We start from the raw sequence: 21,897 nt of genomic DNA, 5'->3' as shown, positions 1-21,897 counted from the left end.
ATGGCGTTCTGGGCATATATTTTGGCGTGCGCCGATGGCAAATTCTACACTGGCCATACCGACGATCTCGAACGCCGCCTCAGCGAGCATCAGACTGGTAGCCATTGCGATTTCACGTCGCGGCGATTGCCGGTGGAGTTGGTGTGGAGCGAATCCTTTGCCACCAGGATCGAGGCTTTGAAGGCGGAGCGTGTCGTCGGTGGCTGGTCTCGTGCAAAAAAGCAGGCTTTGATCGCGGGCAATTGGAGCCTGGTGTCTCACTTTGCCAAACCACCGCATGAGCGTTCGAATGTCACCTATCGTTCCCCGTTCGTTTCGAGCGAAGTCGAGAAACATGGCGCAGCGCTTGGGGCTTGTTTCTCGACTACGCTCGAAACGAACGGGGAGGAAATTATTGAAACCCGAGAGGGGGGCCTATGAGCCTTTCCCCCCAGTTCCTCGACGAGCTGCGCGCCCGCACGCTCCTCTCCGCGCTGATCGGACGCACCACCAAGCTTCAGAAAGCCGGCCGCGAGTATCGCGCGTGCTGCCCGTTCCACAACGAGAAGACGCCAAGCTTCTACGTCAACGACGACAAGGGCTTCTACCATTGCTTCGGGTGCAGCGCCCACGGTGACGCGATCCGCTGGATGACCGACCAGCGCGGCCTGCCGTTCATGGATGCGGTGAAGGAACTCGCTCAATCCGCCGGCATGGAGATGCCCGCGATGGACCCCCGCGCCGCTGAAAAGGCCGAAGCCGCCAAGGGCCTGCACGAGGCGTGCGCCGATGCCGCGCTGTGGTTCACCGATCAGCTGAACGGCATCGCCGGCGCCGAGGCGCGCAGCATCCTCGAAAAGCGCGGCATCAAGCCCGAGACCGCCCGCGCCTTCGCGCTCGGCTTCGCCCCCGATTCGCGCAGCAAGTTGAAGGAGGCGCTGAAAGGCTATGGCGACCCTATGCTGGTCGAAGCCGGCCTGCTCATCTCGGTCGAACAAAAGGCCCCGTACGATCGCTTCCGCGGCCGCCTGATGATCCCGATTCGCGATCCGCGCGGACGCACCGTCGCGTTCGGCGGGCGCATCATCGGGGACGGCGAGCCGAAATACCTCAATTCCCCGGAGACCCCGCTCTTCGACAAGGGCCGCACGCTCTACAATCTCGATCGCGCCGGCCCCGCCGCGCGCAAGGCGAACCGCGTGCTGGTGGTCGAAGGCTATATGGACGTCATCGCTCTCGCCCAGGCCGGGTTCGAGGAAGCCGTCGCGCCGCTCGGCACCGCGCTTACCGAGGCACAGCTCGAACGGCTGTGGCGGATGAGCGACGTGCCGATCCTGTGCCTCGACGGCGACAGCGCCGGCCAGAAGGCCGCGATCCGCGCCGCCCACCGCGCGCTGCCGATGCTCGCGCCCGGCCGCAGCCTGGCGTTCGTCACGCTCCCCCAGGGCCAGGATCCCGACGATCTCGTCCGCGCCAAGGGCGCCGCCGCCTTCGAAACGCTGTTGAAAGCCCCCGATCCCTTGGTCGACAAGCTCTGGGCGCACGAACTCGCGCTGGAACCGCTCGACACCCCCGAACAGAAGGCCGGTTTCAAACATCGCCTCAACGAGCTCGCCGGTTTGATCGCCGACCAGAACGTCAAACACGAATATCTCGCAGAATTCCGTCGCCGCTTCGACGATCTCTACGCCCGCAAGCGCGAACCCTTCCGCCCATTTACGCCCCAGCCGCGCGGAGCACGCAAGCCGGGCCAGCCGTGGAGGGCCCCGCCCGGCCCGGTCGGCGAGGGCCCCAAGGGCATCCGCGCCGGTGGGATCGATCGCGTTCTCGCCAAGGCCGTGCTCGCCGGACTGATCCGCCATCCGGCCGAGATCGCGCGCCACATGGAAGTGCTCGGCTCGCTGAAACTGGCCGATGGCGCGCTCGGTCGATTGTTCGAAGCGGTGGTCGATTTGGCCCTCGAAGACGCCAATCGCGGTGAGGCGCTTGATAGTGACCGCCTTCTCACCATATTGGCGACATCTGGATTTGATATAATCGCGCACGAATTGCTGCGGCCGGACCAGCTTTCGCTCTCCTTCACCTCGAAGGATGCGGAACTTGGGCGGGCGCGCGAAGACCTCGACGAGGCGATCGCGATCCTGGTGGCGCGCCCCGAAGTGGATGCGGCGCTGGCCGATGCTACGGCGGAAATGCAGAGGCTTCACTCGGATGAAGCGTTCGAGCGGCAAGTGGCGCTCGTGATGGAACAACAGGCGCTCGACGCTCGGCTTGCAAATCTGGTGCAGGCGAACGAAGACGCCAGGGCTTTTGGTGCTGAGGGCAATTAATGGCGAAGACGGACATGGCGGACGCGACCGACACCACGGAAAACGGCGATGCTCCGCTGATCGATCTCAACGACGCATCGATCAAGAAGGTGATCGCGCGCGCCAAGAAGCGCGGCTACATCACCTATGAACAGCTCAACGAGGCACTGCCGCAGGGCGAGATGTCGTCCGACCAGATCGAGGATATCTCGTCGGCGCTGAGCGAGATGGGCATCAACATCGTCGAAAACGACGAAGCCGGCGAGGAAGGCGACGAGAAGCCTGCCGATGACGACGAGGTCGAATCGGTCGACGCGTCGGACGACGGCTCGCAGCATATCGACGTCAAGAAGAAGGAGGTCGTCGATCGCACCGACGATCCCGTGCGCATGTATCTGCGCGAGATGGGCGCGGTCGAACTGCTCAGCCGCGAGGGCGAGATCGCCATCGCCAAGCGGATCGAGGCCGGCCGCGACACGATGATCCTCGGCCTGTGCGAATCGCCGATCACCTTCAACGCGATCATCGACTGGTCGACCGCGCTCAACGAGGGCACGATGCAGCTGCGCGAGATCATGGATCTCGATGCGATGCTGTCGAAGGATCCCGCGCCTGAATCGCTCACCGACGATGAAGAAGGTTCCGGCGAGATCAGCGAGAAGACCGCTGGCCCCAGCTTCAAGGAAGAGGAGGAGCCCGAGGAGGCACCGGCCGACGAGGAAGAGGATTCGATGCAGGAGCGGCGCACGCCGCGCCCGTCCGATGACGAGGAGGAGGACAACACCCTCAGCCTCGCGCAGATGGAAGAGCAGCTGAAGCCGATCGCGCTCGAACGCTTCGCCAGCATCACCGCGCTCTACAAGAAATTCAGCAAGATGCAGGTCCAGCGCCTCGACGCGATGGGCGCCGGCGGCGAACTGTCGAATGCGGACGAGCGCAAATACCAGAAGCTCCGCGAGGAACTCACGGCCGAGGTCGAGAGCGTCCAGTTCCACAACGCCAAGATCGAATATCTCGTCGATCAGCTCTACGCGTATAACCGCCGCCTGACGGCGCTGGGCGGCCAGATGCTGCGTCTGGCCGAGCGCCACAAGGTGCCGCGCAAGGACTTCCTCGATCGCTATATCGGCCACGAACTGGACGAGCAGTGGATCCCGAACCTCGGCAAGCTCGACAAGAAATGGGCCGCGTTCGTCGCCGCCGAGACCGATTCGGTCGACCGGATCCGCATGGAGATTTCCGAAATCTCCCAGCAGACCGGCATGGCGCTTCCGGAATTCCGCCGCATCGTCAACATGGTGCAGAAGGGCGAGCGCGAGGCGCGTATCGCCAAGAAGGAGATGGTCGAGGCGAACCTGCGTCTCGTCATCTCGATCGCCAAGAAGTACACCAATCGCGGCCTGCAGTTTCTGGATCTGATTCAGGAGGGCAATATCGGCCTGATGAAGGCGGTGGATAAGTTCGAATATCGCCGCGGCTACAAGTTCAGCACCTACGCGACATGGTGGATCCGCCAGGCTATCACCCGGTCGATCGCCGATCAGGCGCGCACGATCCGCATTCCGGTCCACATGATCGAGACGATCAACAAGCTGGTCCGCACCAGCCGCCAGTTCCTGCACGAGCAGGGCCGCGAGCCGACCCCGGAGGAGATGGCCGAGCGCCTCTCCATGCCGCTGGAGAAGGTGCGCAAGGTGATGAAGATCGCCAAGGAGCCGATCAGCCTTGAAACGCCGATCGGCGACGAAGAGGATTCGCATCTCGGTGATTTCATCGAGGACAAGAACGCGATCATCCCGGTCGATGCCGCGATCCAGGCGAACCTCAAGGAGACCGTCACCCGGGTTCTGGCGTCGCTCACCCCGCGCGAGGAACGCGTGCTGCGGATGCGCTTCGGCATCGGCATGAACACCGATCACACGCTGGAAGAGGTCGGCCAGCAATTCTCGGTCACGCGCGAGCGCATCCGTCAGATCGAGGCGAAGGCGCTGCGCAAGCTCAAGCATCCGAGCCGTTCGCGCAAGATGCGCAGCTTCCTCGACCAGTAACCGCATCGCCGCCGTCCCCGCGCAGATGGGGACGGCGGATTTGCCGCGTATTTCCCGTGGGTTCGGGGATCGCGGACCCGAAATTGCCACCGCTCCGGACCGGCCTCATTGCATCCGCCACGCAACGGATGTTTGCCTTGTCGCCATGTCCGCTCCCCCAGCACACGCTCCGCGCACCGACGTCACACGATCGGAGATCGTCACCGCATCGGAACTCGTCCGTCATTTCGGTCTGTGGCAGGAACGCGCCGCCCGCACGCCGGTCTATGTCATGTTCCGCGGGCGCCCGCGCCTCGTGCTGACCTCGATCGAGGTGATGGAAGCGCTCGTCGCCCCGCACATCCCGGACCGCGAGATCCAGGGGCCGGACTCCACCGCGCTGCTGGATCTGATCCGCGACATGGTGGTCATCGCCGACGCCGATCTGCGCATCACCGCCACCAGCCGGACCGCGCGCGCCTTTTTCGGCGAACGGGTCGCCCCCGGTATCTCGCTCGACACGCTGGTGCCGATCCCATCGCGCGAGACGCTGCTCAAGACGCTGCGCCATGTCCTGGCGGCCGGAGTCGCTCAGATCGTCGATCTGCCCTCCCCGCGCCGCGCCGGCGGCCTGCTCACGCTGACGATCGAGCCGCACCGTCGCGGCGTCGCGGTGCGCATCGAGGATGTCACCGCGCCCGTTCACGCAGATTGAGACACCCTTAATCGCCGGTACACCAGGTCTTTACGCGGTTCGGTATATCCCTTGGTCCGAACAGGAGATCGGGCGCGCATATGGGCGACGCCAGTATCCACACCGGGGGACTATGGTTTTCGAATCGGCACATCTGGCGCAAGCGGAGGGCAGTTGGGGCATCATCGCCGCATTGTCCGCCGCCGACGGCAGCGGGGCGCACCCGATGATGCGCAAGCTCGCCGCGCGCACCGCGCCGCTGCGCGACCTGGCCGACGCGGTCCACGCTCTGTGCATGCTTCACGGCCGCCACCCGGGCGTGATCGAACACGCCGCGATCCGCAATGCCCAGCCGCTCGCGCAGGATTGGCTGCACGCCGCCTCGGAAGCGTTCACCGAGGAACGCAACTACCTCGCGAAGCTCGCCGTCGCCGCCGGCCACGCCCCCTCCACACCCGGCCAGGCCGAATCCGAAGCCGCCGTGATCGGTCAGCGTCACGCGCTGGAAATGCTGGCGCAGTCGGACCGCGCGGGGTGCGCCACCGGTGCCGCCACCGCGCTGCTGCTCGATTGGGCGACAATCCGTCCTACGCTGGATCTGGCCGCGCACCGCTTCGGCATCACCCCGCCCGAGTGCGTTCTGCCGATCGACAACGAGATCGCCACCGTCATCGGCACGCTCGGCGAGACGCCGGGCGTCGAGCGCGCCATGGCGTTCGGAGCACAGCAATTGCTCGCGCAACATCGCGGACTGTGGGACCTGCTCGAGGCTCGCGCCAGCGCCCGCGACCATCTCTGATATATCAAAGCCGCGCTTGCGCTCGCCCGCGACTTCCCTCTATCGCCATACCCGATAGTCGAAACGGGATTGGATGCCGGCATGAAGCGCTTCGAGGGCACACAGAGCTATGTCGCGACCGACGACCTGAAGGTCGCGGTCAACGCCGCCGTCACGCTTCGCCGCCCGTTGCTCGTCAAGGGCGAGCCCGGCACCGGCAAGACCGTGCTGGCCTACGAGATCGCCAAGGCGGTCGATGCCGAACTGATCGAGTGGAACATCAAATCCACCACCAAGGCTCAGCAGGGCCTGTACGAATATGATGCCGTCGCCCGCCTGCGCGACGGCCAGTTGGGCGACGAACGCGTCCACGACATCGCCAATTACATCCGCAAGGGCAAATTGTGGGAGGCCTTCACCCGCCCCAAGCCCCCCGTCCTGCTGATCGACGAGATCGACAAGGCCGATATCGAATTCCCCAACGATCTGTTGCAGGAACTCGATCGCATGGAATTCCATGTCTACGAGACGAAGGAGACGGTGCGCGCGGTCGAACGCCCGATCGTCGTCATCACCAGCAACAATGAAAAGGAGCTGCCCGACGCCTTTCTGCGCCGCTGCTTCTTCCACTATATCAAATTCCCCGATCGCGAGACGATGCAGGCGATCGTCGACGTCCATTTCCCGGGCATCCAGAAGATCCTCGTCAACCGCGCGATGGACATCTTTTACGACGTCCGCGACGTGCCCGGGCTGAAGAAGAAACCCTCGACCAGCGAGCTGCTCGACTGGCTGAAGCTGCTTCTGCACGAGGACATGCCGCTCGATGTGTTGCAGAACCGCGATCCGACCAAGGCGATCCCGCCGCTACACGGCGCGCTGCTCAAGAACGAACAGGACGTGATGCTGTTCGAGAGGCTGGCCTTCATGGCCAAGCGGCAGCAGAACAAGGGCTGACGGTCACCCGATTTGACCGAGGATGCGGCACCGCCCGGCGCAACGCGGTTCGCGCGGGTGCGGGCCGCACTGGAAGCCAAACAGCCGACGCGCGGCTGGACCGCGGCGGTCTATGAATTCCTGCTATTCGGTTTCAAGCAGGGCTGGGCTTGCCTGTTCGGCGCGCTCTTGCTGCTCATGCTGTTCGCCTCCCACCTGGTCTATCCCGCACATGCGCCGATCGCGCGCTACGACGTGCTCACCATCGGCGCGCTGGCGATCCAGCTCGGCATGCTCGCCTTCCGCCTCGAAAGTCTCGGCGAAGCCAAGCTGATCCTCGCCTTCCACATCGTCGGCACCATTATGGAGGTGTTCAAAACGGCGCACGGATCATGGGTCTATCCCGAGCCGAGCCTGCTGCGGATCGGCGACGTACCTCTGTTCTCCGGCTTCATGTACGCGGCGGTGGGCAGCTATATCGCGCGGGTCTGGCGCATCTTTCGCTTCCGTTTCGATCATTACCCCCCGCGCTGGACGACGATCGTGCTGGCGGTCGCGATCTACGCCAACTTCTTCACCCACCACTGGCTGCCGGACATCCGCATTGGCCTGTTCGCGGCCACGGCCCTGCTGTTCTGGCGCACGCGCATCCATTTCGTGTCGTTCCGCCGCGACCGCTGGATGCCGCTGCTGCTCGGCTGGTTCCTCGTCGCCGGCTTCATCTGGCTCGCGGAAAACATCGCCACCCTCTCGCGCGCCTGGGTCTATCCCGCGCAGGCCGCCGGCTGGGCCCCCGTCGCGCCGGACAAGCTCGGTGCCTGGTATCTGTTGATGATCATCTCGTTCGTGCTGGTGTCACTCGCCCATCTCCCGCGCAAGAGCATGTGAGGCCGGACCACCACCCGTGTCACCCCGGACGTGATCCGGGGTCCCGCTTCTTCGGGAAGCGGGAACAGCGGGACCCCGGGTCAAGCCCGGGGTGACGAAGTAAACGACATCGCCTCACCCAGTCCCTTTCCAATTAACGTCTTGTTAACCATTATCCCCCACCTTCCCGACAGCCGAAAGCAAGGTCAGGGGGTTCGGTAATGAGGCGCAATTTCTTACCGCTATCCATGCTGCTCGCCTCGGCGTGCATCGCCACCAGCCCCGCACGTGCCGCCTCCCTGCTCGATTATGTCGGCGAATGCGTCCCTTTCGCCCGCGCCGCCTCCGGCATCCAGATCTACGGTGACGCCTGGACGTGGTGGGGCCAGGCCGATGGCCGCTACCAACGCGGCGACGTTCCGAAGGTCGGCGCGGTCATCGTGTTCGAGAAATCCGCCCGCCTGCGCCTCGGCCATGTCGCGGTCGTCAGCCGCGTCGTCACCAGCCGGGTCGTGATGGTCACGCACGCCAACTGGTCGCGCCAGAACGGCGAACGCGGCCATGCCGAACAGGACGTGACTCTCACCGACGTCAGCCCCGAAAACGACTGGACCGAGGTGAAGGTGTGGTACCGCGACCGCGACGGCCTCGGCAGCAGCATCTATCCCGTCTACGGCTTCATCTACGGCATTCCGGACGGCACCAGAACCGCCGCCCGCGCCCACACCGCCCCCGAACTCACCGGCCGCAATCCGGACTATGTGGGCGCATTGATCGACGCATATTGATATTGCGCCTGCCGGGGCTGTCCTACACCGTCCAAGTCTGCCATCACTCGCTATCGCCACGCCGTGCCTGCGGTCGCCACCGCGAACCTCGCACGGACCCGTGGAGTGCGTGACTTTGTGTGAACTTCCAGGCGTGCAGCAATGTTTCTGAACTTCCTCGACGAGCTTCGCGCCGCCGGCATTCCCGCCAGCCTGAAGGAGCATCTGATCCTGCTGGAGGCGCTCGACGCCGAGGTGATCAATCGCACGCCGGAGGATTTCTACTACCTCTCTCGCGCGGTATACGTGAAGGACGAAGGGCTGCTCGACAAGTTCGACCAGGTCTTCGGGAAGGTGTTCAAGGGCATCGCCACCACCTTCGGCACGCAGAATGCCGAAATTCCCGAGGATTGGCTGAAAGCCGTCGCCGAGAAATATCTCACCCCCGAAGAGATGGAGGCGATCAAGTCGCTCGGCTCGTGGGACGAGATCATGGAGACGCTCAAGAAGCGGCTCGAGGAGCAGCAGGGCCGACATCAGGGCAGCAACAAATGGATCGGCACCGGCGGCACCAGCCCGTACGGCAATGGCGGCTACAATCCCGAAGGCGTGCGCATCGGCGGCGAATCCAAGCACAAGCGCGCGCTGAAAGTGTGGGACCAGCGCGAGTTCAAGAATCTCGACAACACCAAGGAACTCGGCACCCGCAACATCAAGGTGGCGCTACGCCGCCTGCGCAAGTTCGCTCGCGAAGGCGCCGCCGACGAATTGGATATCGACGCCACGATCGACGGCACCGCGCGGCAGGGCTGGCTCGACGTCGTGATGCGCGCCGAGCGCCGCAACGCCGTCAAACTGTTGTTGTTTCTGGACGTCGGCGGTTCGATGGATCCGTGGGTCAAGCTTTGCGAGGAACTGTTTTCCGCCGCGACGACCGAGTTCAAGAATCTCGAATTCTTCTACTTCCACAATTGCCCGTACGAAGGCGTCTGGAAGGACAACAAGCGCCGCTTCGCCGAGCGGACGCCGATGTGGGACGTGCTCCATAAATTCGGTCACGATTACAAGCTGATCTTCGTCGGCGATGCGTCGATGAGCCCGTACGAGATCACCCATCCCGGCGGCTCGGTCGAACATTTCAACGAGGAATCCGGCGCGGTGTGGATGCACCGCATGGCGACGACCTACCCGGCGGCCGCCTGGCTCAACCCCGTGCCCAGGGAACAATGGGGCTATTCCCAGAGCGTGCGCATCATCCGCGAACTGATGACCGACCGCATGTTTCCGCTGACCCTGGCCGGGCTGGACGACGCGATGCGGGAATTGACGCGCAAGCGCTGATGGTGTGAACTGGGGAGGTCGCAGGTGAAAGGATCGCTATCATGCGCCGTCTGATCTCGCTGGCTCTGATCGCCCCGTTGCTCGCCCCATCCGCCGTCGATGCGGCAGCTCGTCGTACGGTTCTGGATACGAAATGCGGTTCGGAACAGACGTTGGTCGGCGACCCGGTCAAGCCGCTCAAGGCCAAGCCTCTCGGGCGGGAGCCTTCCGCCGCTCAGATCCTCGCCGTATATCGAAATGTGGATGGCTGCCCGCAGCCGGTGGTCTTGCGGGAAGGGATCGGCATCAAGGGCAATGCTCGGCCGGCGCTCAAGGCTCCGCCGAAACTCTCGCCGCTCCGCTAGTCGGTCAGGCGGTCAGCGCCGCCAGCTTCGCGCGATACATCTGCGCCAGCGCCAGCCGGCGTTCGCGCGCTTCGTCGGTCAGCGCGTTGCGCGCGGCGACCTGCTCCTGCATCGCGCGCCGCTGGTAATAGTGATGATCCGATACCATCGAAGTCGTCCCCGCAAACGAATTCCCCTGTCGATTCGGGGCATGCTGCAAAATTACGACGGTTCACAACGCTTTGTGACAGGATGACGCGAGTCCGCGCTCAGTCGTTTTACGTCGCGTCGTTTACCGTCACTTCCTGTACCAATCGTCGATTTCGGCCATCCAGCCCGCCTGCACTGTCGGCAACACGCTCCCGACCTTGAAATCATCTGATTTGGGCGCCGCGCCGAACGCGATTCCGGCATGATCTTCCGTCGCCCAGGCGACCATCGCTTCGACTTCCGGCGTCTTGCCGACCGCGATGCGAATCGCCATTCCGGTGCTCAGGTCGCCCTTGTGCGACACGCCGACGCCGGTCGGCGACGTGTTGCGCACCCGGCATTCGATCCGTCGGCCGGTGTCCAGCATGATGCTGGCGGTTCGAAACACGCTGTCGCGCTTCGCCCGTCCGCCAGCAACCGTCTCGCTCATCGATCAAACTCCTGTTCGAACGACAGTCTGGCCCAAAACCCCTTTGAAAGGGTTAATCAATACAGCAGGAACGGTCGCATCGTCTCCGCCCACGCCGCTTCGTCCGGCCGCGTCACGGCATCGAGATCGCCGGCCCTTGCCGCCGCATCGTCGACCCATTCGCGCAGGCCAGGCCCGCCGTTGATCACGTCGATCGCCAGCTTGCCGAACTCGTATTCGTACGGAAAATCGCGCCACAGATCGTAATCGGGATACAGCGCCCGGATCGCCTTGAACCCCGCCGCCTGCACGCGCCACGGCCGGAACGCGGCATGATCGTATCCGGCGCCTTCGGCGTGAATGAACACCCCATGGCAAAGCTGCCCGACATGCTTGTGGAACGTCGGCTGGAACCAGAAGTCGCGCAAGGTACACCCCGCCAGCCAGTCCGGCGCGATCCGGCGCATCTCGGCGATCACCGCCTTGGCCTCGATGTCCGGAGCGCCGAACAGTTCCAGCGGCCGTGTCGTGCCGCGTCCTTCGGACAGGGTGGTCCCTTCCAGCATCACCGTGCCTGCATAGTCCCGTGCCATGTTGACGTTGGCGGCATTCGGGCTGGGATTGATCCACACGCGATCCTCGGGCCAGCCGAACCCCGGCTCGTCCCCGGGTGCCCAATTCTCCATCGCGATGACGCGATACTCCACGTCGAGCTTGTAGTGTTCGATGAACCAATGGCCTAGTTCACCCAGCGTCATGCCGTGCCGCATCGGCATCGGCCCCGCCCCGACGAAGCTCTCCCACCCCGGCAGCAACGTCAGCCCCTCGATCGGCCGCCCCGCCGGATTGGGCCGGTCCAGCACCCACACCGCCTTGCCATGCGCGGCCGCCGCCTCCAGCACATAGAGCAAGGTCGTGACGAACGTGTAGATCCGGCACCCGACATCCTGCAGGTCGATCAGCATCGTATCGAAGGTGCCCATCGATTGCCCGGTCGGCCGCCGCACTTCGCCGTACAGGCTGAACACCGGAATATTGTAGTGCGGGTCGGTGAAGTCGGGCGACTCCATCATATTGTCCTGCAGGTCGCCGCGCACCCCATGCTGCGGTCCGAACATCGCCGAAACGTTCAGCCCCGCCGCGATCAGGGCATCGAGACTGTGCGTGAGATCCGCCGTCACCGAAGCGGGATGCGCGAGCAGCGCCACTCGCTTCCCCTCCAGCGGCGCGCGTAGTTCAGGGTCGGCGAGCAGGCGATCGATACCGAATTTCATGACACGGCTGGTGCCGGGAGGGTCGCGATAAAGCAATCCCGGTTGTGGAAATCCGGCGGTCCGGGAGCGTGGGCCAGCGCCCAATAGGATTTGGTCCCGTCGGTTTCCTCGATGACGGCGGAGAGGCCCATCAGCAACAATCCCGATCCAAGATCGGACAAATCCTGATCCACCTCGACCAGATAATCGGATTCGTCGTCACCCCGATCGACATGCGGCTCCACGGTCAGCAGCAAATCGCGTCCCCCAGTGCGATATCCGTCGAACCGGTACGCGGCCCACCGCGTCGACGGCGAATAATTGAACTCGAAATAGGCGTCGGACCCGAGCGGCGCGAGGAAAAGCTCGCAACACGTCGTCTTCCAAAGGCCATCGGCGCGGGCGGACGTCACCCATTCGGGGAGCGCGACATATTCGCTGCCCTCGACGATGAAGGTGATCAGCAACTCATCGCCGTTGTCGTCGACGATTTCTGCCCGAACCGCCCGCACGGCATTCGGCGGAGTGTCCGGATGGGCGACCAGCAAGTAAGTGCTCGAAACGCTCATCCCAAATTCCGTCTGTGCTGAGCCTGTCGAAGCACTGCCCTTCTTAACAAGCGTAGAGGGAAAGTCAGTCCTTCGACAAGCTCAGGACACACGGAAAAGCGCAAGCGAAACGCACCGCTGGAAAAATCCGCCCACTTGCCCTACATGCCGCCCCTCCCATGGCAACGATACTCCCCTCCCCGCCGAAGATCGGCATGGTTTCGCTCGGCTGTCCGAAGAACCTGGTCGATAGCGAACGCATCCTCACCAAGCTCCGCTCGGACGGATATGCGATGTCGCCGGACTATGCCGGGGCGGATGTCGTGCTGGTCAATACCTGCGGCTTCCTCGACTCCGCCAAGGAAGAATCGCTCGAGGCGATCGGCGAGGCGATCGCCGAGAACGGCCGCGTCATCGTTACCGGCTGCATGGGCAAGGAAGCGGAGATGATCCGCGCCAAGTTCCCGGGTATCCTCGCCGTCACCGGCGCGCATCAATATGAAGAGGTCGTCGGCGCGGTGCATGACGCGGCGCCGATGCCGCCCAGCGCATTCCTCAATCTCGTGCCCGACAGTGGCCTGAAACTCACCCCGCGCCACTACAGCTATCTGAAGATCAGCGAAGGCTGCAACCACCGCTGCTCCTTCTGCATAATCCCGTCGCTACGCGGCGATCTCGTCAGCCGCCGCCCCGATGCGATCCTGCGCGAGGCGGAAAAGCTGATCGAGGCCGGCACAAAGGAATTGCTGGTCATCAGCCAGGACACGTCGGCGTACGGCGTGGACATCCGCCACCAGCCCCGCATGTGGCATGGCGAGGAAGTTCGCGCTCACATGACCGACCTGTCGCGCGAGCTCGGCAAGCTCGGTGCCTGGGTGCGCCTGCACTACGTCTACCCGTATCCGCACGTCGATCAGGTCATCCCGCTAATGGCCGATGGGCTGATCCTTCCCTATCTCGACATCCCGTTCCAGCATGCCAGCCGTAACGTCCTGAAGCTCATGCGCCGCCCGGCCAACGAGGCGAAGGTCTTGGAGCGGATCAAGAACTGGCGCACGATCGCCCCGGATATCGCGATCCGCTCGACCTTCGTCGTTGGCTTCCCCGGCGAGACGGAGGACGATTTCAGATATCTGATGGACTGGCTGGAAGAGGCGCGGCTCGATCGCGTCGGCGCATTCCGCTTCGAGCCCGTCGAGGGGGCCGCCGCCAACGATCTGCCGAACCACGTGCCGGAAGAGGTCAAGGAGGAGCGGTATGCCCGGTTGATGGAGCTGACCGCGCGCATTTCGGCGGAGAAGCTGCAGGCCAGGATCGGCCGCACGCTGGATGTCATCATCGATGCCGTGGACGAGGAGGGCGGCGCAACCGGACGTTCGAAGGCCGATGCGCCCGAGATCGACGGCGAGGTGTTCCTGCGCGACGCCGGACATCTCAAGCAAGGCGATATCGTGCCCGTCGCGATCGAGGATGCGGACGAGCACGATCTGTACGGCGTGCCCATCTAAGCGCGTCAGCCGGATTTGGCGAACGGCGGGGCCAGATGTCCGCCGGTTACGGCAGCGGTCTCGCCGGTCGCTTCGTACATCGGATACAACTCCGCCTCCTCGCGCTCGACACGCAGCGCCAGGAGCGACAGGATGCGGCGCGTGTCGGCGCGGAACGCATCGCGGTCGGCGCGGATGCTCTCGCCGGCCCAGGCCACCATATAGCGCTGATATTCGACCGACAGGCCGCCCATTTCGCGTTCGAAACGCTGCGCGAGATCCGCGACCTGCGCGTTGCCCTGCTGTTTCAGGCGCGGATAGATGATCTTGTCCTCTTTCGCGAGATGCACGGCCAGCGCATGGCCCAGCCGCCAGCGCATCTTGATCGCCAGGATGACGTCGAAATCCGGTTGCGCGATGATGTCCAGAATGGCGCCGGCGATCTCCAGGATCGCCGCATGCTCGTCCGACAACGTGCTTCGTTCGATCATTCGCGTAAATCCCCAGCTTGTAGCCGGAGACTTGATGAGGCGCAGTTAAGCGGTTCCTAAAAAACCGTTATGGGGCATTTATTCTGCACCGACACGGTTCAAAAGAGCCGCACCAACATCATCCCCAGCCCCAGAAGCGATACGAGAAACGCCACCGATCGCCAGCCGACCACGCCGAGCAGATAGAGCGGCACGTAGACGATCCGAGCCGCGAACCACACGCACGCCCCGATCGCCCCGATCCCGCCGCTCTGCCCGGACACGGCAAGTGCCAGCGCAAGCGCGATGAAAGCGGGCCAGGTCTCCTTGTAATTGTCCAGCGCCCGCTGCGCCCGCCCGGCAACGACCCCCAACGGCCTCTGCTGTTCGTCCCGCGCGCTGGCATTCCACGCCCGCCCACGCTCCTTGGTCACGGTCTGGCCCTGGATGCCGATATGCACGACCAGCAACAGGACCGACAGGCCGAGGATCGTCAGTTCGGTCGTCATCACGCCCTCGGCAAGGCATAGGCGATCACGCTGTCGCCGGCCGGTGTCTCCATGAAGTGATGGCCACCGGCGAAGATCACCAGGAATTCCCGGCCGCCCTGCTCGTAGACCATCGGCGTCGCCTGTCCGCCAGCGGGCAGCTTCGCACTCCATACCGTCTTGCCGGTGCGCAGATCGATCGCGCGGATCAGGTCATCGGTGGCGGCGGCGATGAACACCAGTCCGCTCGCCGTCACCACGCTGCCGCCATTGTTCGGCGTGCCGATGTGGAAGGGCAGACCGGACGGGATGCCGAACGGCCCGTTCTTGCGGGCCGTCCCGAACGGCCGATCCCACAAGGTCTTGCCCGTCGCGATGTCGATCGCGCGGATCCCGCCATATGGCGGCTGCTTGCACAGCATGCCGGTCCACGGCACGCGCCAACCGGCATTCACGTTCACCGCATAGGGCGATGCCCATTGTGGATCGATCGAGTGCGAGGTCGAGGACGATTTGCCCGGCGTCATGAAGCGCGGCAGCACGCCGAGCTTCGTCGCCTCGGCGCGCGGCACCAGCTTCACATAGTTCGGCATGTCGTTGTAATTGGCGACGATCACGCCGCGCACCGGATCGACCGACACGCCGCCCCAATCGCTGCCGCCGTTATAGCCGGGATATTCGACCGAGCGCTTGCCCACGCTCGGTGGCGTGAAGAAGCCGCGATAATCCGCCTGGCGGAACTGGATGCGGCAGAACAGCTGATCGATCGGGGACATGCCCCACATGTCGCGCTCGGTCAGCAGCTGCGGGCGGCGCAGCGTATGCCACAGCGACACGATCTGCGTCGCCGCACGCTGGGCGGGTTCCGCCCCGCCGCCCGGTGCCTGCACCGTGCCGATCGGGGTCAGCGCCCGGCCCGTCGCGCGGTCCAGCACGTACATGTCGCCCTGCTTGCTCGGCACGACGATCGCCGGCGTGCCCTTGTAATCGATCAAGGTCGCCTGGCTGCCGAAGTCGTAATCCCATACGTCCTTCTTCACGGCCTGGAACGTCCAGCGCGGCTTGCCGGTCATCACGTCCAAAGCGACCAGCGAGGTGGCGTACTGGTTTTCCTGGGGGCTGCGATGGCTGCTCAGATAATCGTTCGCGGCATTGCCCATCGGCACATAGGCCAGCCCGAGCTGCTCGTCGCCCGAAGCGCCGGTCCAGGAATTCGGGGTGCCGCGTGACCAATATTGCCCGGCAGGCGGATAGCCGTTCCAGTCCGGGTGCATCATGTCCCATGCCCAGCGCAGCTTGCCGGTCACCATGTCGAAGCCCTGGATCACGCCCGACGGCGCGAACTTGGTCTGCCCGTCGAGGATCTGATGCCCGACCACCGCGACGCCGCGTACCACGGTCGGGGCGGAGTTGATCGAGGCGTAGCCCGGATACACGTCGCCCATGCCGATCTTGGTATCGGTCTGACCGTTGGTACCGAAATCGGTGCACGGCTTGCCGGTCAGCGCATCGACCGCGATCAGCCGCGAATCCAGCGTGCCTTCGACGATCCGGGTCGCGCACAGGCTGCCCTGCGGCGCATTCGGCACGGCATAATAGACCACGCCGCGGCAAGCGGTCGTGTAGGGAATCCAGTCGTCCGGTACCTTCGGGTCGAAGCGCCACGCCTGCTTGCCCGTCGCGGGATCCAGCGCGACGATCACGTTCTTCGCGGTGCACGTGTACAGCAGGTTGCCGACCTTGAGCGGCGTGTTCTCGGTGCCGTACAATTTGGTGAACTGCGGATCGGTCGGCAGGCCACCGGTATGCGTCTCCCACACCTTTTCCAGCTTGCCGACATTGCTGAGACTGATCTGCGTCAGCGGTGAGTAGCGTCGTGCACTCGTCGTTCCGCCATAAGCCGGCCAGTCGGCACCCGTCGCCTGACCGGATGGATCGGCCATGCCCTGCGAATTCTGCGCCGGCAGCGCGGCAACCGCGACATTGTCCTGGAAACCGAGGATGCCGAAGAACAATGCCGCTACGACGAGGACCGCGCCGGCGCTGAACAGCCCGGCCTTCCAGCGGTTCCGCGCCACGCTCAAGGTGGGCATCACCAGCAAGGCCGCGATCAGCAGCACCAGAGGCGCGATCACGCGCGGCACCAGGGCCCAGGGCTCGAGCCCCACTTCCCACAACGCCCACAGGAACGTCAGCACGAAGATTGCGACATAGATCCACACGCCCGCCATCCGGCCGCGCACCAGTTGCAAGCCCGCCGCCAGCATCGCCACGCCGGTCACCAAATAATAAAGCGATCCGCCGAGAGCCGCGAGCCACACCCCACCGATCGCCAGCACGAGCCCGATCGCCGCGATCACGATACCAAGGATCGTGGCGGCCCAGCTGCGGCGCTTCGGCATGATGGAATGTCCTGACTTGAGTGAGTTGGATCGCAAACGGAACGGCATCGTATTGGTTCCGGATGCCGTAGCGTATCCTGCCTGAAACCTGGGTCATCGCGCCTGCATGGATTGCAAGCGCAAATCAGGGCATTTCATCTCGGCAGGTTCCTGCTCTAGGATCGTCCCCCGCCCCAATTGCCGAAATGACCCCGCGATGACCGATTTCTCCACCCTGCTCCAGGCCGATCGCGGCCAGAGCGCGCGCACGATCCACGTCGTCCATCCTGATGCCTATGACGCTTGGCTGGCGAAACAACCGCAGCGCACCCGCACCGCCGTCTCCGCGCACCGGCTGACCGGCAAGGCCGGCAACCGCGCCGTCCTGCCCGGCGACGCGGCGGACGACTGGTCGATGCTGCTGGTCTGCAACGAAAGCCTCGATTCGCCGTGGCGCATCGCTTCGCTCGGCGAGCAATTGCCGGCGGGGACCTATCGCTTGGCCGAGGGCGACCCTGGCGCGGCGATGCTCGGCTGGCTGCTCGCGCAATATCGCTTCGATGCGTACCGCAAGGGCGACGAGGTCGGCGCGCGCGTCCTGCTCACCGGGGACCCCGCCCGGATCGAGGAAACCGTCCGCCTCGCCGCCGCCACCGCGCTCGTGCGCGACCTCGTCAACACGCCCGCGTCCGACATGGGGCCGGCCGATCTGGAGGCGCGGGCCGACACGCTCGCCAAGGCGCATGGGGCCACGCTCACCGTCACCAAGGGCGAACCGCTCGCCAAGGGCTATCCGATGATCCACACGGTCGGCAAAGCCGCCGCGGCCGATCGCGCGCCGCGCCTGATCGAACTCGAATGGGGCGATCCCAAGCATCCGCGCATCGCCATCGTCGGCAAGGGCGTGACGTTCGACACCGGCGGCCTCAACATCAAACCCGGCGGCGGCATGGCGCTGATGAAGAAGGATATGGGCGGCGCGGCGCATGCGCTCGCGCTCGCCAGTCTCGTCATGGCCGCGCGGCTGAAGGTCCGCCTGCATCTGCTCGTGCCGGCGGTGGAGAACAGCATCTCCGGCAGCGCGTTCCGCCCCGGCGACGTGCTCAGGACTCGGCAGGGCCTTACGGTCGAGAACACCAATACCGACGCCGAAGGCCGCCTGGTGCTGGGCGACACGCTGACCAAGGCGGGCGAGGACAAGCCGGAACTCATCATCGACTATGCCACCCTCACCGGGGCCGCGCGCGTCGCACTCGGCCCGGATCTGCCCGCCACCTTCAGCAATGACGACGCGCTGGCAAGCGATCTGCTCGCGGCGGGCGCGCAGGTTGGCGACCCGTTATGGCGCATGCCGCTGTGGGACGGTTATGACGACATGCTCAAATCCGACATCGCCGAACTGGTGAACTCGGCCGAGGGCGGATATGCCGGCGCGACCACCGCCGCTTTGTTCCTGCGTCGCTTCGTGCCGAAAGAGACACCCTGGGCGCACTTCGATACCTTCGCCTGGCGGCCGTCGGCCAAGCCCGGCCGCCCGAAAGGCGGCGACGCACTTGGCCTGCGCGCGGCATGGGCGGTCCTGAAAACGCGTTACGGCTAGAAAGCTCGGTACTCCGGCTGCTTCCCGTCAAGGCTTGCGATCTGTTTGCACCACCCTGATCCGTTGGTGCCGAGCTTGTCGAAGCACCGCCCTTCTTGCCGCCAGTTCATTGCTTGCGGATCAAAGAACGGTGCTTCGACAAGCTCAGCACGAACGGATATGAATTAGGCAACAGCGTAGCTTTTCGACACTAAAGCCCCGCACCAGCCTCCACGATCGGCACGAACTTCGCCGCCGTCAGGCTCGCGCCGCCGACCAGCGCGCCGTCCACGTCGCCGGCCCCCAGCAGCTCAGCCGCATTGTCGCCGGTCACCGACCCGCCATAGAGCAACCGCACCGCATCCGCTTCCGTGCCGATCAACGCGCGCAGCTTGGCCCGGATTGCGCCGTGCATCGCCGCCACGTCGGCAACCGTCGGTGTCCGACCCGTACCGATCGCCCAGACCGGCTCGTAGGCGATCGACAGCCATTTCGCCGCGGCGCCATCCGGCAGGCTCGCCGCCAACTGCCCGGTCACCACCGCCTCGGCCTGCCCGGCATCGCGCTCGGCCAGCGTCTCGCCCACGCACAGGATCGCCTCCAGTCCGCCGGCCAGCAGCGCCTCGGCCTTGGCCTTCACCTGCCCGTCGGTCTCGCCATTGTCGGCCCGCCGCTCGCTATGTCCGACGATCGAGAAGCCAGCCCCGGCCTCGGCGATCATGCCGACCGAGATGCATCCGGTATGCGCGCCCTTGGCCGACCAGTGCACGTCCTGCGCGCCGATGCTCAGGCCCGGCGCGGCAGCCACCGCCGGCGCGATCAGCGTCGCCGGTACGGCGATCGCGACGTCGATCCCCGGCGCGCATTGCGCGGCGATGGCGATTCCACCCAGTTCGCTCAGCGCCGCGCGGTCGCCGTTCATCTTCCAATTGCCCGCTATCAGCCTGCGTCGTGTCATCCCCGCCCCCGAAACCGTTTTTGTCGCTGCCCGACCGATAGAGCGCCCGCGCCGATTCACACAAGCTTGAAGCCGCATCGTCCTGCCCGTAAAGCGACTGCAACTTCTGCCCGGCACGGGCCAACACGATCGGTTCTCCATGCTCAGCGTCATTCGCGGTATCATCCATTCGAAGGTCGGCCTCGTCATCGCCTTCGCGCTTCTGGCGATGCTGGTCCTGTCCTTCGCCGGCGGCGACCTCGCCAATCTGACGAAGGGTACCGGCGATCCGAAGTCCACAACGCTGGCCAAGGTCGGCAAGGGGGAAGTGACCGTCCCGGCGCTGACCCAGGAAATCCAGAGCCAGGTGCAGAATTACGCCCAGCAGCAGCCGGGCCTCGACGTCGTCAAGTTCGTCGCCGGCGGCGGGTTCGAGCCGACGCTCGATCGCAGCATCGTCGAACTGGCGTTGCAGGAGTTCGGGCAAAAGCAAGGCATGGTCATCAGCAAGAAGCTGATCGACGGCCAGATCGCGGGTGTGCCCTCGCTGCAAGGCCCGGATGGCAAGTTCAGCCAGGCGGCCTACGAACAGTTGCTGTCGCAACAGGGGCTGACGGATCGCGGTGTACGCGAAGGCCTCGTCAAGCAGCTTATCGGCCGGCAGCTGATCTTCCCAATCCTGCCCGCAGCGCAGGTGGCGCAGAAGGTCGCCCTGCCCTACGCCTCGCTGCTGCTCGAGAAGCGCCAGGGCGAGATGGGCTTCATTCCCACCAAGGCGATGGGCGACGGCGCGCCCGCCACGGATGCGGAGGTCGCGTCCTGGTATGCCCGCAACCTCGCGCGCTACACGATCCCGGAGCGCCGCGTGATCCGCTACGCGATGGTCACCAACGACCAGATCAAGGCGCAGACCACGCCGACCGAGGCCGAACTCGCCGCCGCCTACAAGGCGCAGGCCCGCACCTTCACCGCGACCGAAAAGCGCGATCTGGTGCAGGTGATCGTCGCCGATCAGGCCGCCGCCAACGCGCTGATCGCCAAGGTCAAGGCGGGCACGCCGCTCGATGCCGCGGCGCGCGCCGCCGGACTCGAACCCACCAAGCTCACCGCGCTCGACAAGGTCGGGTATGCCGCACAGAGTTCGCCGGCGGCCGCCGATGCCGTGTTCGCCGCCGCCAAGGGCGCGCTGGTCGGCCCGGTGCGCTCCGCGATCGGCTTCGCTCTGGTCCGTGTGGACAAGGTCGAACAGGTTCCGGGCAAGACGCTCGAACAGGCGAAGCCGGAACTGATCGCGAGCGTGACAAAGACCAAGACGCTGGAAGTGCTCGGCCGCATTCATGACGCGATCGACGATTCGGTCAGCAACAATCACGCCACCTTCGACGATATCATGACGCAGCAGAAGCTGTCGCCGCAGGCGACCCCGCCGCTGCTCGCCGATGGCCGGGATCCGAACGATCCGACTAAGAAGGCCGCGCCCGATTTCATGCCGATCGTCACCGCCGCCTTCGCCGCCAATCCCAGCGATGCGCCGCAGATGGTGCAGGTCGATCCGACCGGCGGCTTCGCGGTCGTCGCGTTGGGCCGCGTCGTCGCTCCCGGTGCGCCGCCGGTGGCGCAGATCCGCGCCGTCGTCGCCCGCGACTTCCAGATCGATCGCGCCCGCCGCGCCGCGCGCACGATCGCCAACGACATCGTCGCCAAGGCCAATAAGGGCCAGCCGTTCGCGTCGCTGTTCGCGGCCAGCGGCGTGAAGACCCCGCCGGTCCAGCCGCTCAACACCTCGCGCGCGCAGATGGCCGCCAACCCGCGCGGTGCCCCGCCGCCGCTCGTTTTGATGTTCAGCATGGCCGAGAACAGCGCCAAGCTGCTCGAAGCGCCGGACAATCAGGGCTGGTACGTCATCAAGCTCGACAAGATCGACCGCGGCAACGCGACCGGCAACGCCGCGGTGATCCGCGCCACGCAGGGCGATCTCGGCAAGCTGGTCGGCCGCGAATATACCGAGCAGTTCACCAATGCGGTCCGCGACATCGTCGGCGTCAAGAAGAACGCCGCGGCGATCGCCGCGCTGAAGGCGCAATTGCTCGGCCAGACGGCCGCGAACTGACGGA

21 protein-coding genes are annotated in these 21,897 nt (G+C 65.0%); 13 read left to right on the top strand and 8 right to left on the bottom strand.

Going from position 1 to position 21,897, the window contains the following annotated elements:
- The 10 genes from ASG11_RS10640 to ASG11_RS10595 all read left to right on the top strand — a co-directional run bounded on the left by ASG11_RS10640 (position 1) and on the right by ASG11_RS10595 (position 10,042).
- Positions 1-420, top strand: coding sequence for a GIY-YIG nuclease family protein (locus tag ASG11_RS10640; RefSeq protein ID WP_055778794.1), 420 nt, complete (start codon positions 1-3; stop codon positions 418-420).
- On the top strand, positions 417-2,309 hold the full coding sequence (gene dnaG, locus ASG11_RS10635) for a DNA primase (protein ID WP_055778790.1): 1,893 nt from the start codon (positions 417-419) through the stop codon (positions 2,307-2,309). The genes ASG11_RS10640 and dnaG overlap by 4 nt, the downstream gene beginning before the upstream one ends.
- Complete coding sequence (gene rpoD / locus ASG11_RS10630) at positions 2,309-4,336, top strand: RNA polymerase sigma factor RpoD (protein ID WP_055778788.1); 2,028 nt, start codon at positions 2,309-2,311, stop codon at positions 4,334-4,336. The genes dnaG and rpoD overlap by 1 nt, the downstream gene beginning before the upstream one ends.
- Positions 4,337-4,481: 145 nt before the next feature.
- Complete coding sequence (locus ASG11_RS10625; protein ID WP_055778787.1) at positions 4,482-5,030, top strand: PAS domain-containing protein; 549 nt, start codon at positions 4,482-4,484, stop codon at positions 5,028-5,030.
- A gap of 112 nt (positions 5,031-5,142) precedes the next feature.
- Positions 5,143-5,808, top strand: a complete 666-nt coding sequence (locus ASG11_RS10620) for a DUF6975 family protein (RefSeq protein ID WP_055778785.1) — start codon at positions 5,143-5,145, stop codon at positions 5,806-5,808.
- 81 nt (positions 5,809-5,889) lie between these two features.
- Positions 5,890-6,744: an AAA family ATPase gene (locus ASG11_RS10615; protein ID WP_055780712.1), complete on the top strand. Its 855-nt coding sequence runs from the start codon at positions 5,890-5,892 to the stop codon at positions 6,742-6,744.
- A gap of 12 nt (positions 6,745-6,756) precedes the next feature.
- Complete coding sequence (locus ASG11_RS10610) at positions 6,757-7,611, top strand: DUF817 domain-containing protein (protein WP_055778783.1); 855 nt, start codon at positions 6,757-6,759, stop codon at positions 7,609-7,611.
- A 200-nt stretch (positions 7,612-7,811) separates the two neighbouring features.
- Positions 7,812-8,378, top strand: a complete 567-nt coding sequence (locus ASG11_RS10605) for a CHAP domain-containing protein (RefSeq protein ID WP_055778782.1) — start codon at positions 7,812-7,814, stop codon at positions 8,376-8,378.
- A gap of 141 nt (positions 8,379-8,519) precedes the next feature.
- Positions 8,520-9,698, top strand: coding sequence for a vWA domain-containing protein (locus tag ASG11_RS10600; RefSeq protein WP_055778779.1), 1,179 nt, complete (start codon positions 8,520-8,522; stop codon positions 9,696-9,698).
- Between the two features lie 41 nt (positions 9,699-9,739).
- Entirely contained in the window at positions 9,740-10,042 is a 303-nt protein-coding gene (locus tag ASG11_RS10595) for a hypothetical protein (RefSeq protein ID WP_055778775.1), read from the top strand.
- Between the two features lie 4 nt (positions 10,043-10,046).
- On the opposite strand, the gene ASG11_RS18745 is transcribed toward ASG11_RS10595, so the two are convergent.
- The 4 genes from ASG11_RS18745 to ASG11_RS10580 form a co-directional block, all read right to left on the bottom strand.
- A complete protein-coding gene (locus ASG11_RS18745) occupies positions 10,047-10,190 on the bottom strand; it encodes a hypothetical protein (protein ID WP_156363732.1) in 144 nt (47 codons plus the stop codon).
- A gap of 129 nt (positions 10,191-10,319) precedes the next feature.
- Positions 10,320-10,661 carry a PilZ domain-containing protein gene (locus tag ASG11_RS10590; RefSeq protein WP_055778772.1) on the bottom strand — a complete coding sequence of 114 codons (342 nt, stop codon included), beginning with the start codon at positions 10,659-10,661 and terminating at the stop codon, positions 10,320-10,322.
- A 56-nt stretch (positions 10,662-10,717) separates the two neighbouring features.
- Positions 10,718-11,914: an exo-beta-N-acetylmuramidase NamZ family protein gene (locus ASG11_RS10585; RefSeq protein ID WP_055778769.1), complete on the bottom strand. Its 1,197-nt coding sequence runs from the start codon at positions 11,912-11,914 to the stop codon at positions 10,718-10,720.
- Positions 11,911-12,462, bottom strand: coding sequence for a DOMON-like domain-containing protein (locus ASG11_RS10580; RefSeq protein WP_055778766.1), 552 nt, complete (start codon positions 12,460-12,462; stop codon positions 11,911-11,913). The genes ASG11_RS10585 and ASG11_RS10580 overlap by 4 nt, the downstream gene beginning before the upstream one ends.
- A 158-nt stretch (positions 12,463-12,620) precedes the next feature.
- Between ASG11_RS10580 and rimO the strand changes: the two genes are divergently transcribed.
- Positions 12,621-13,949 (top strand): 30S ribosomal protein S12 methylthiotransferase RimO, encoded by a 1,329-nt coding sequence (gene rimO, locus ASG11_RS10575; protein ID WP_055778763.1) that lies wholly within the window; start codon positions 12,621-12,623, stop codon positions 13,947-13,949.
- 5 nt (positions 13,950-13,954) lie between these two features.
- On the opposite strand, the gene ASG11_RS10570 is transcribed toward rimO, so the two are convergent.
- The 3 genes from ASG11_RS10570 to ASG11_RS10560 form a co-directional block, all read right to left on the bottom strand.
- Entirely contained in the window at positions 13,955-14,419 is a 465-nt protein-coding gene (locus ASG11_RS10570; protein ID WP_055778761.1) for a hemerythrin domain-containing protein, read from the bottom strand.
- A 98-nt stretch (positions 14,420-14,517) separates the two neighbouring features.
- Entirely contained in the window at positions 14,518-14,907 is a 390-nt protein-coding gene (locus tag ASG11_RS10565; protein ID WP_055778759.1) for an MAPEG family protein, read from the bottom strand.
- A complete protein-coding gene (locus ASG11_RS10560) occupies positions 14,907-17,288 on the bottom strand; it encodes a membrane-bound PQQ-dependent dehydrogenase, glucose/quinate/shikimate family (RefSeq protein WP_055778756.1) in 2,382 nt (793 codons plus the stop codon). The genes ASG11_RS10565 and ASG11_RS10560 overlap by 1 nt, the downstream gene beginning before the upstream one ends.
- A gap of 196 nt (positions 17,289-17,484) precedes the next feature.
- Here ASG11_RS10560 and ASG11_RS10555 point away from each other — a divergent pair, with 196 nt between their 5' ends.
- Positions 17,485-18,867 (top strand): leucyl aminopeptidase family protein, encoded by a 1,383-nt coding sequence (locus ASG11_RS10555; protein WP_055778753.1) that lies wholly within the window; start codon positions 17,485-17,487, stop codon positions 18,865-18,867.
- A 190-nt stretch (positions 18,868-19,057) separates the two neighbouring features.
- Here the strand turns inward: ASG11_RS10555 and tpiA are convergent, their stop codons facing one another.
- Positions 19,058-19,804: a triose-phosphate isomerase gene (tpiA, locus tag ASG11_RS10550; RefSeq protein ID WP_055778750.1), complete on the bottom strand. Its 747-nt coding sequence runs from the start codon at positions 19,802-19,804 to the stop codon at positions 19,058-19,060.
- 139 nt (positions 19,805-19,943) lie between these two features.
- Here tpiA and ASG11_RS10545 point away from each other — a divergent pair, with 139 nt between their 5' ends.
- Positions 19,944-21,893, top strand: coding sequence for a peptidylprolyl isomerase (locus tag ASG11_RS10545; protein ID WP_055778746.1), 1,950 nt, complete (start codon positions 19,944-19,946; stop codon positions 21,891-21,893).
- Positions 21,894-21,897 lie beyond the last annotated feature (4 nt).

This window comes from Sphingomonas sp. Leaf357 (assembly GCF_001423845.1).
Classification (GTDB): domain Bacteria; phylum Pseudomonadota; class Alphaproteobacteria; order Sphingomonadales; family Sphingomonadaceae; genus Sphingomonas.
This window is presented reverse-complemented; position numbering and strand designations above follow the sequence as displayed.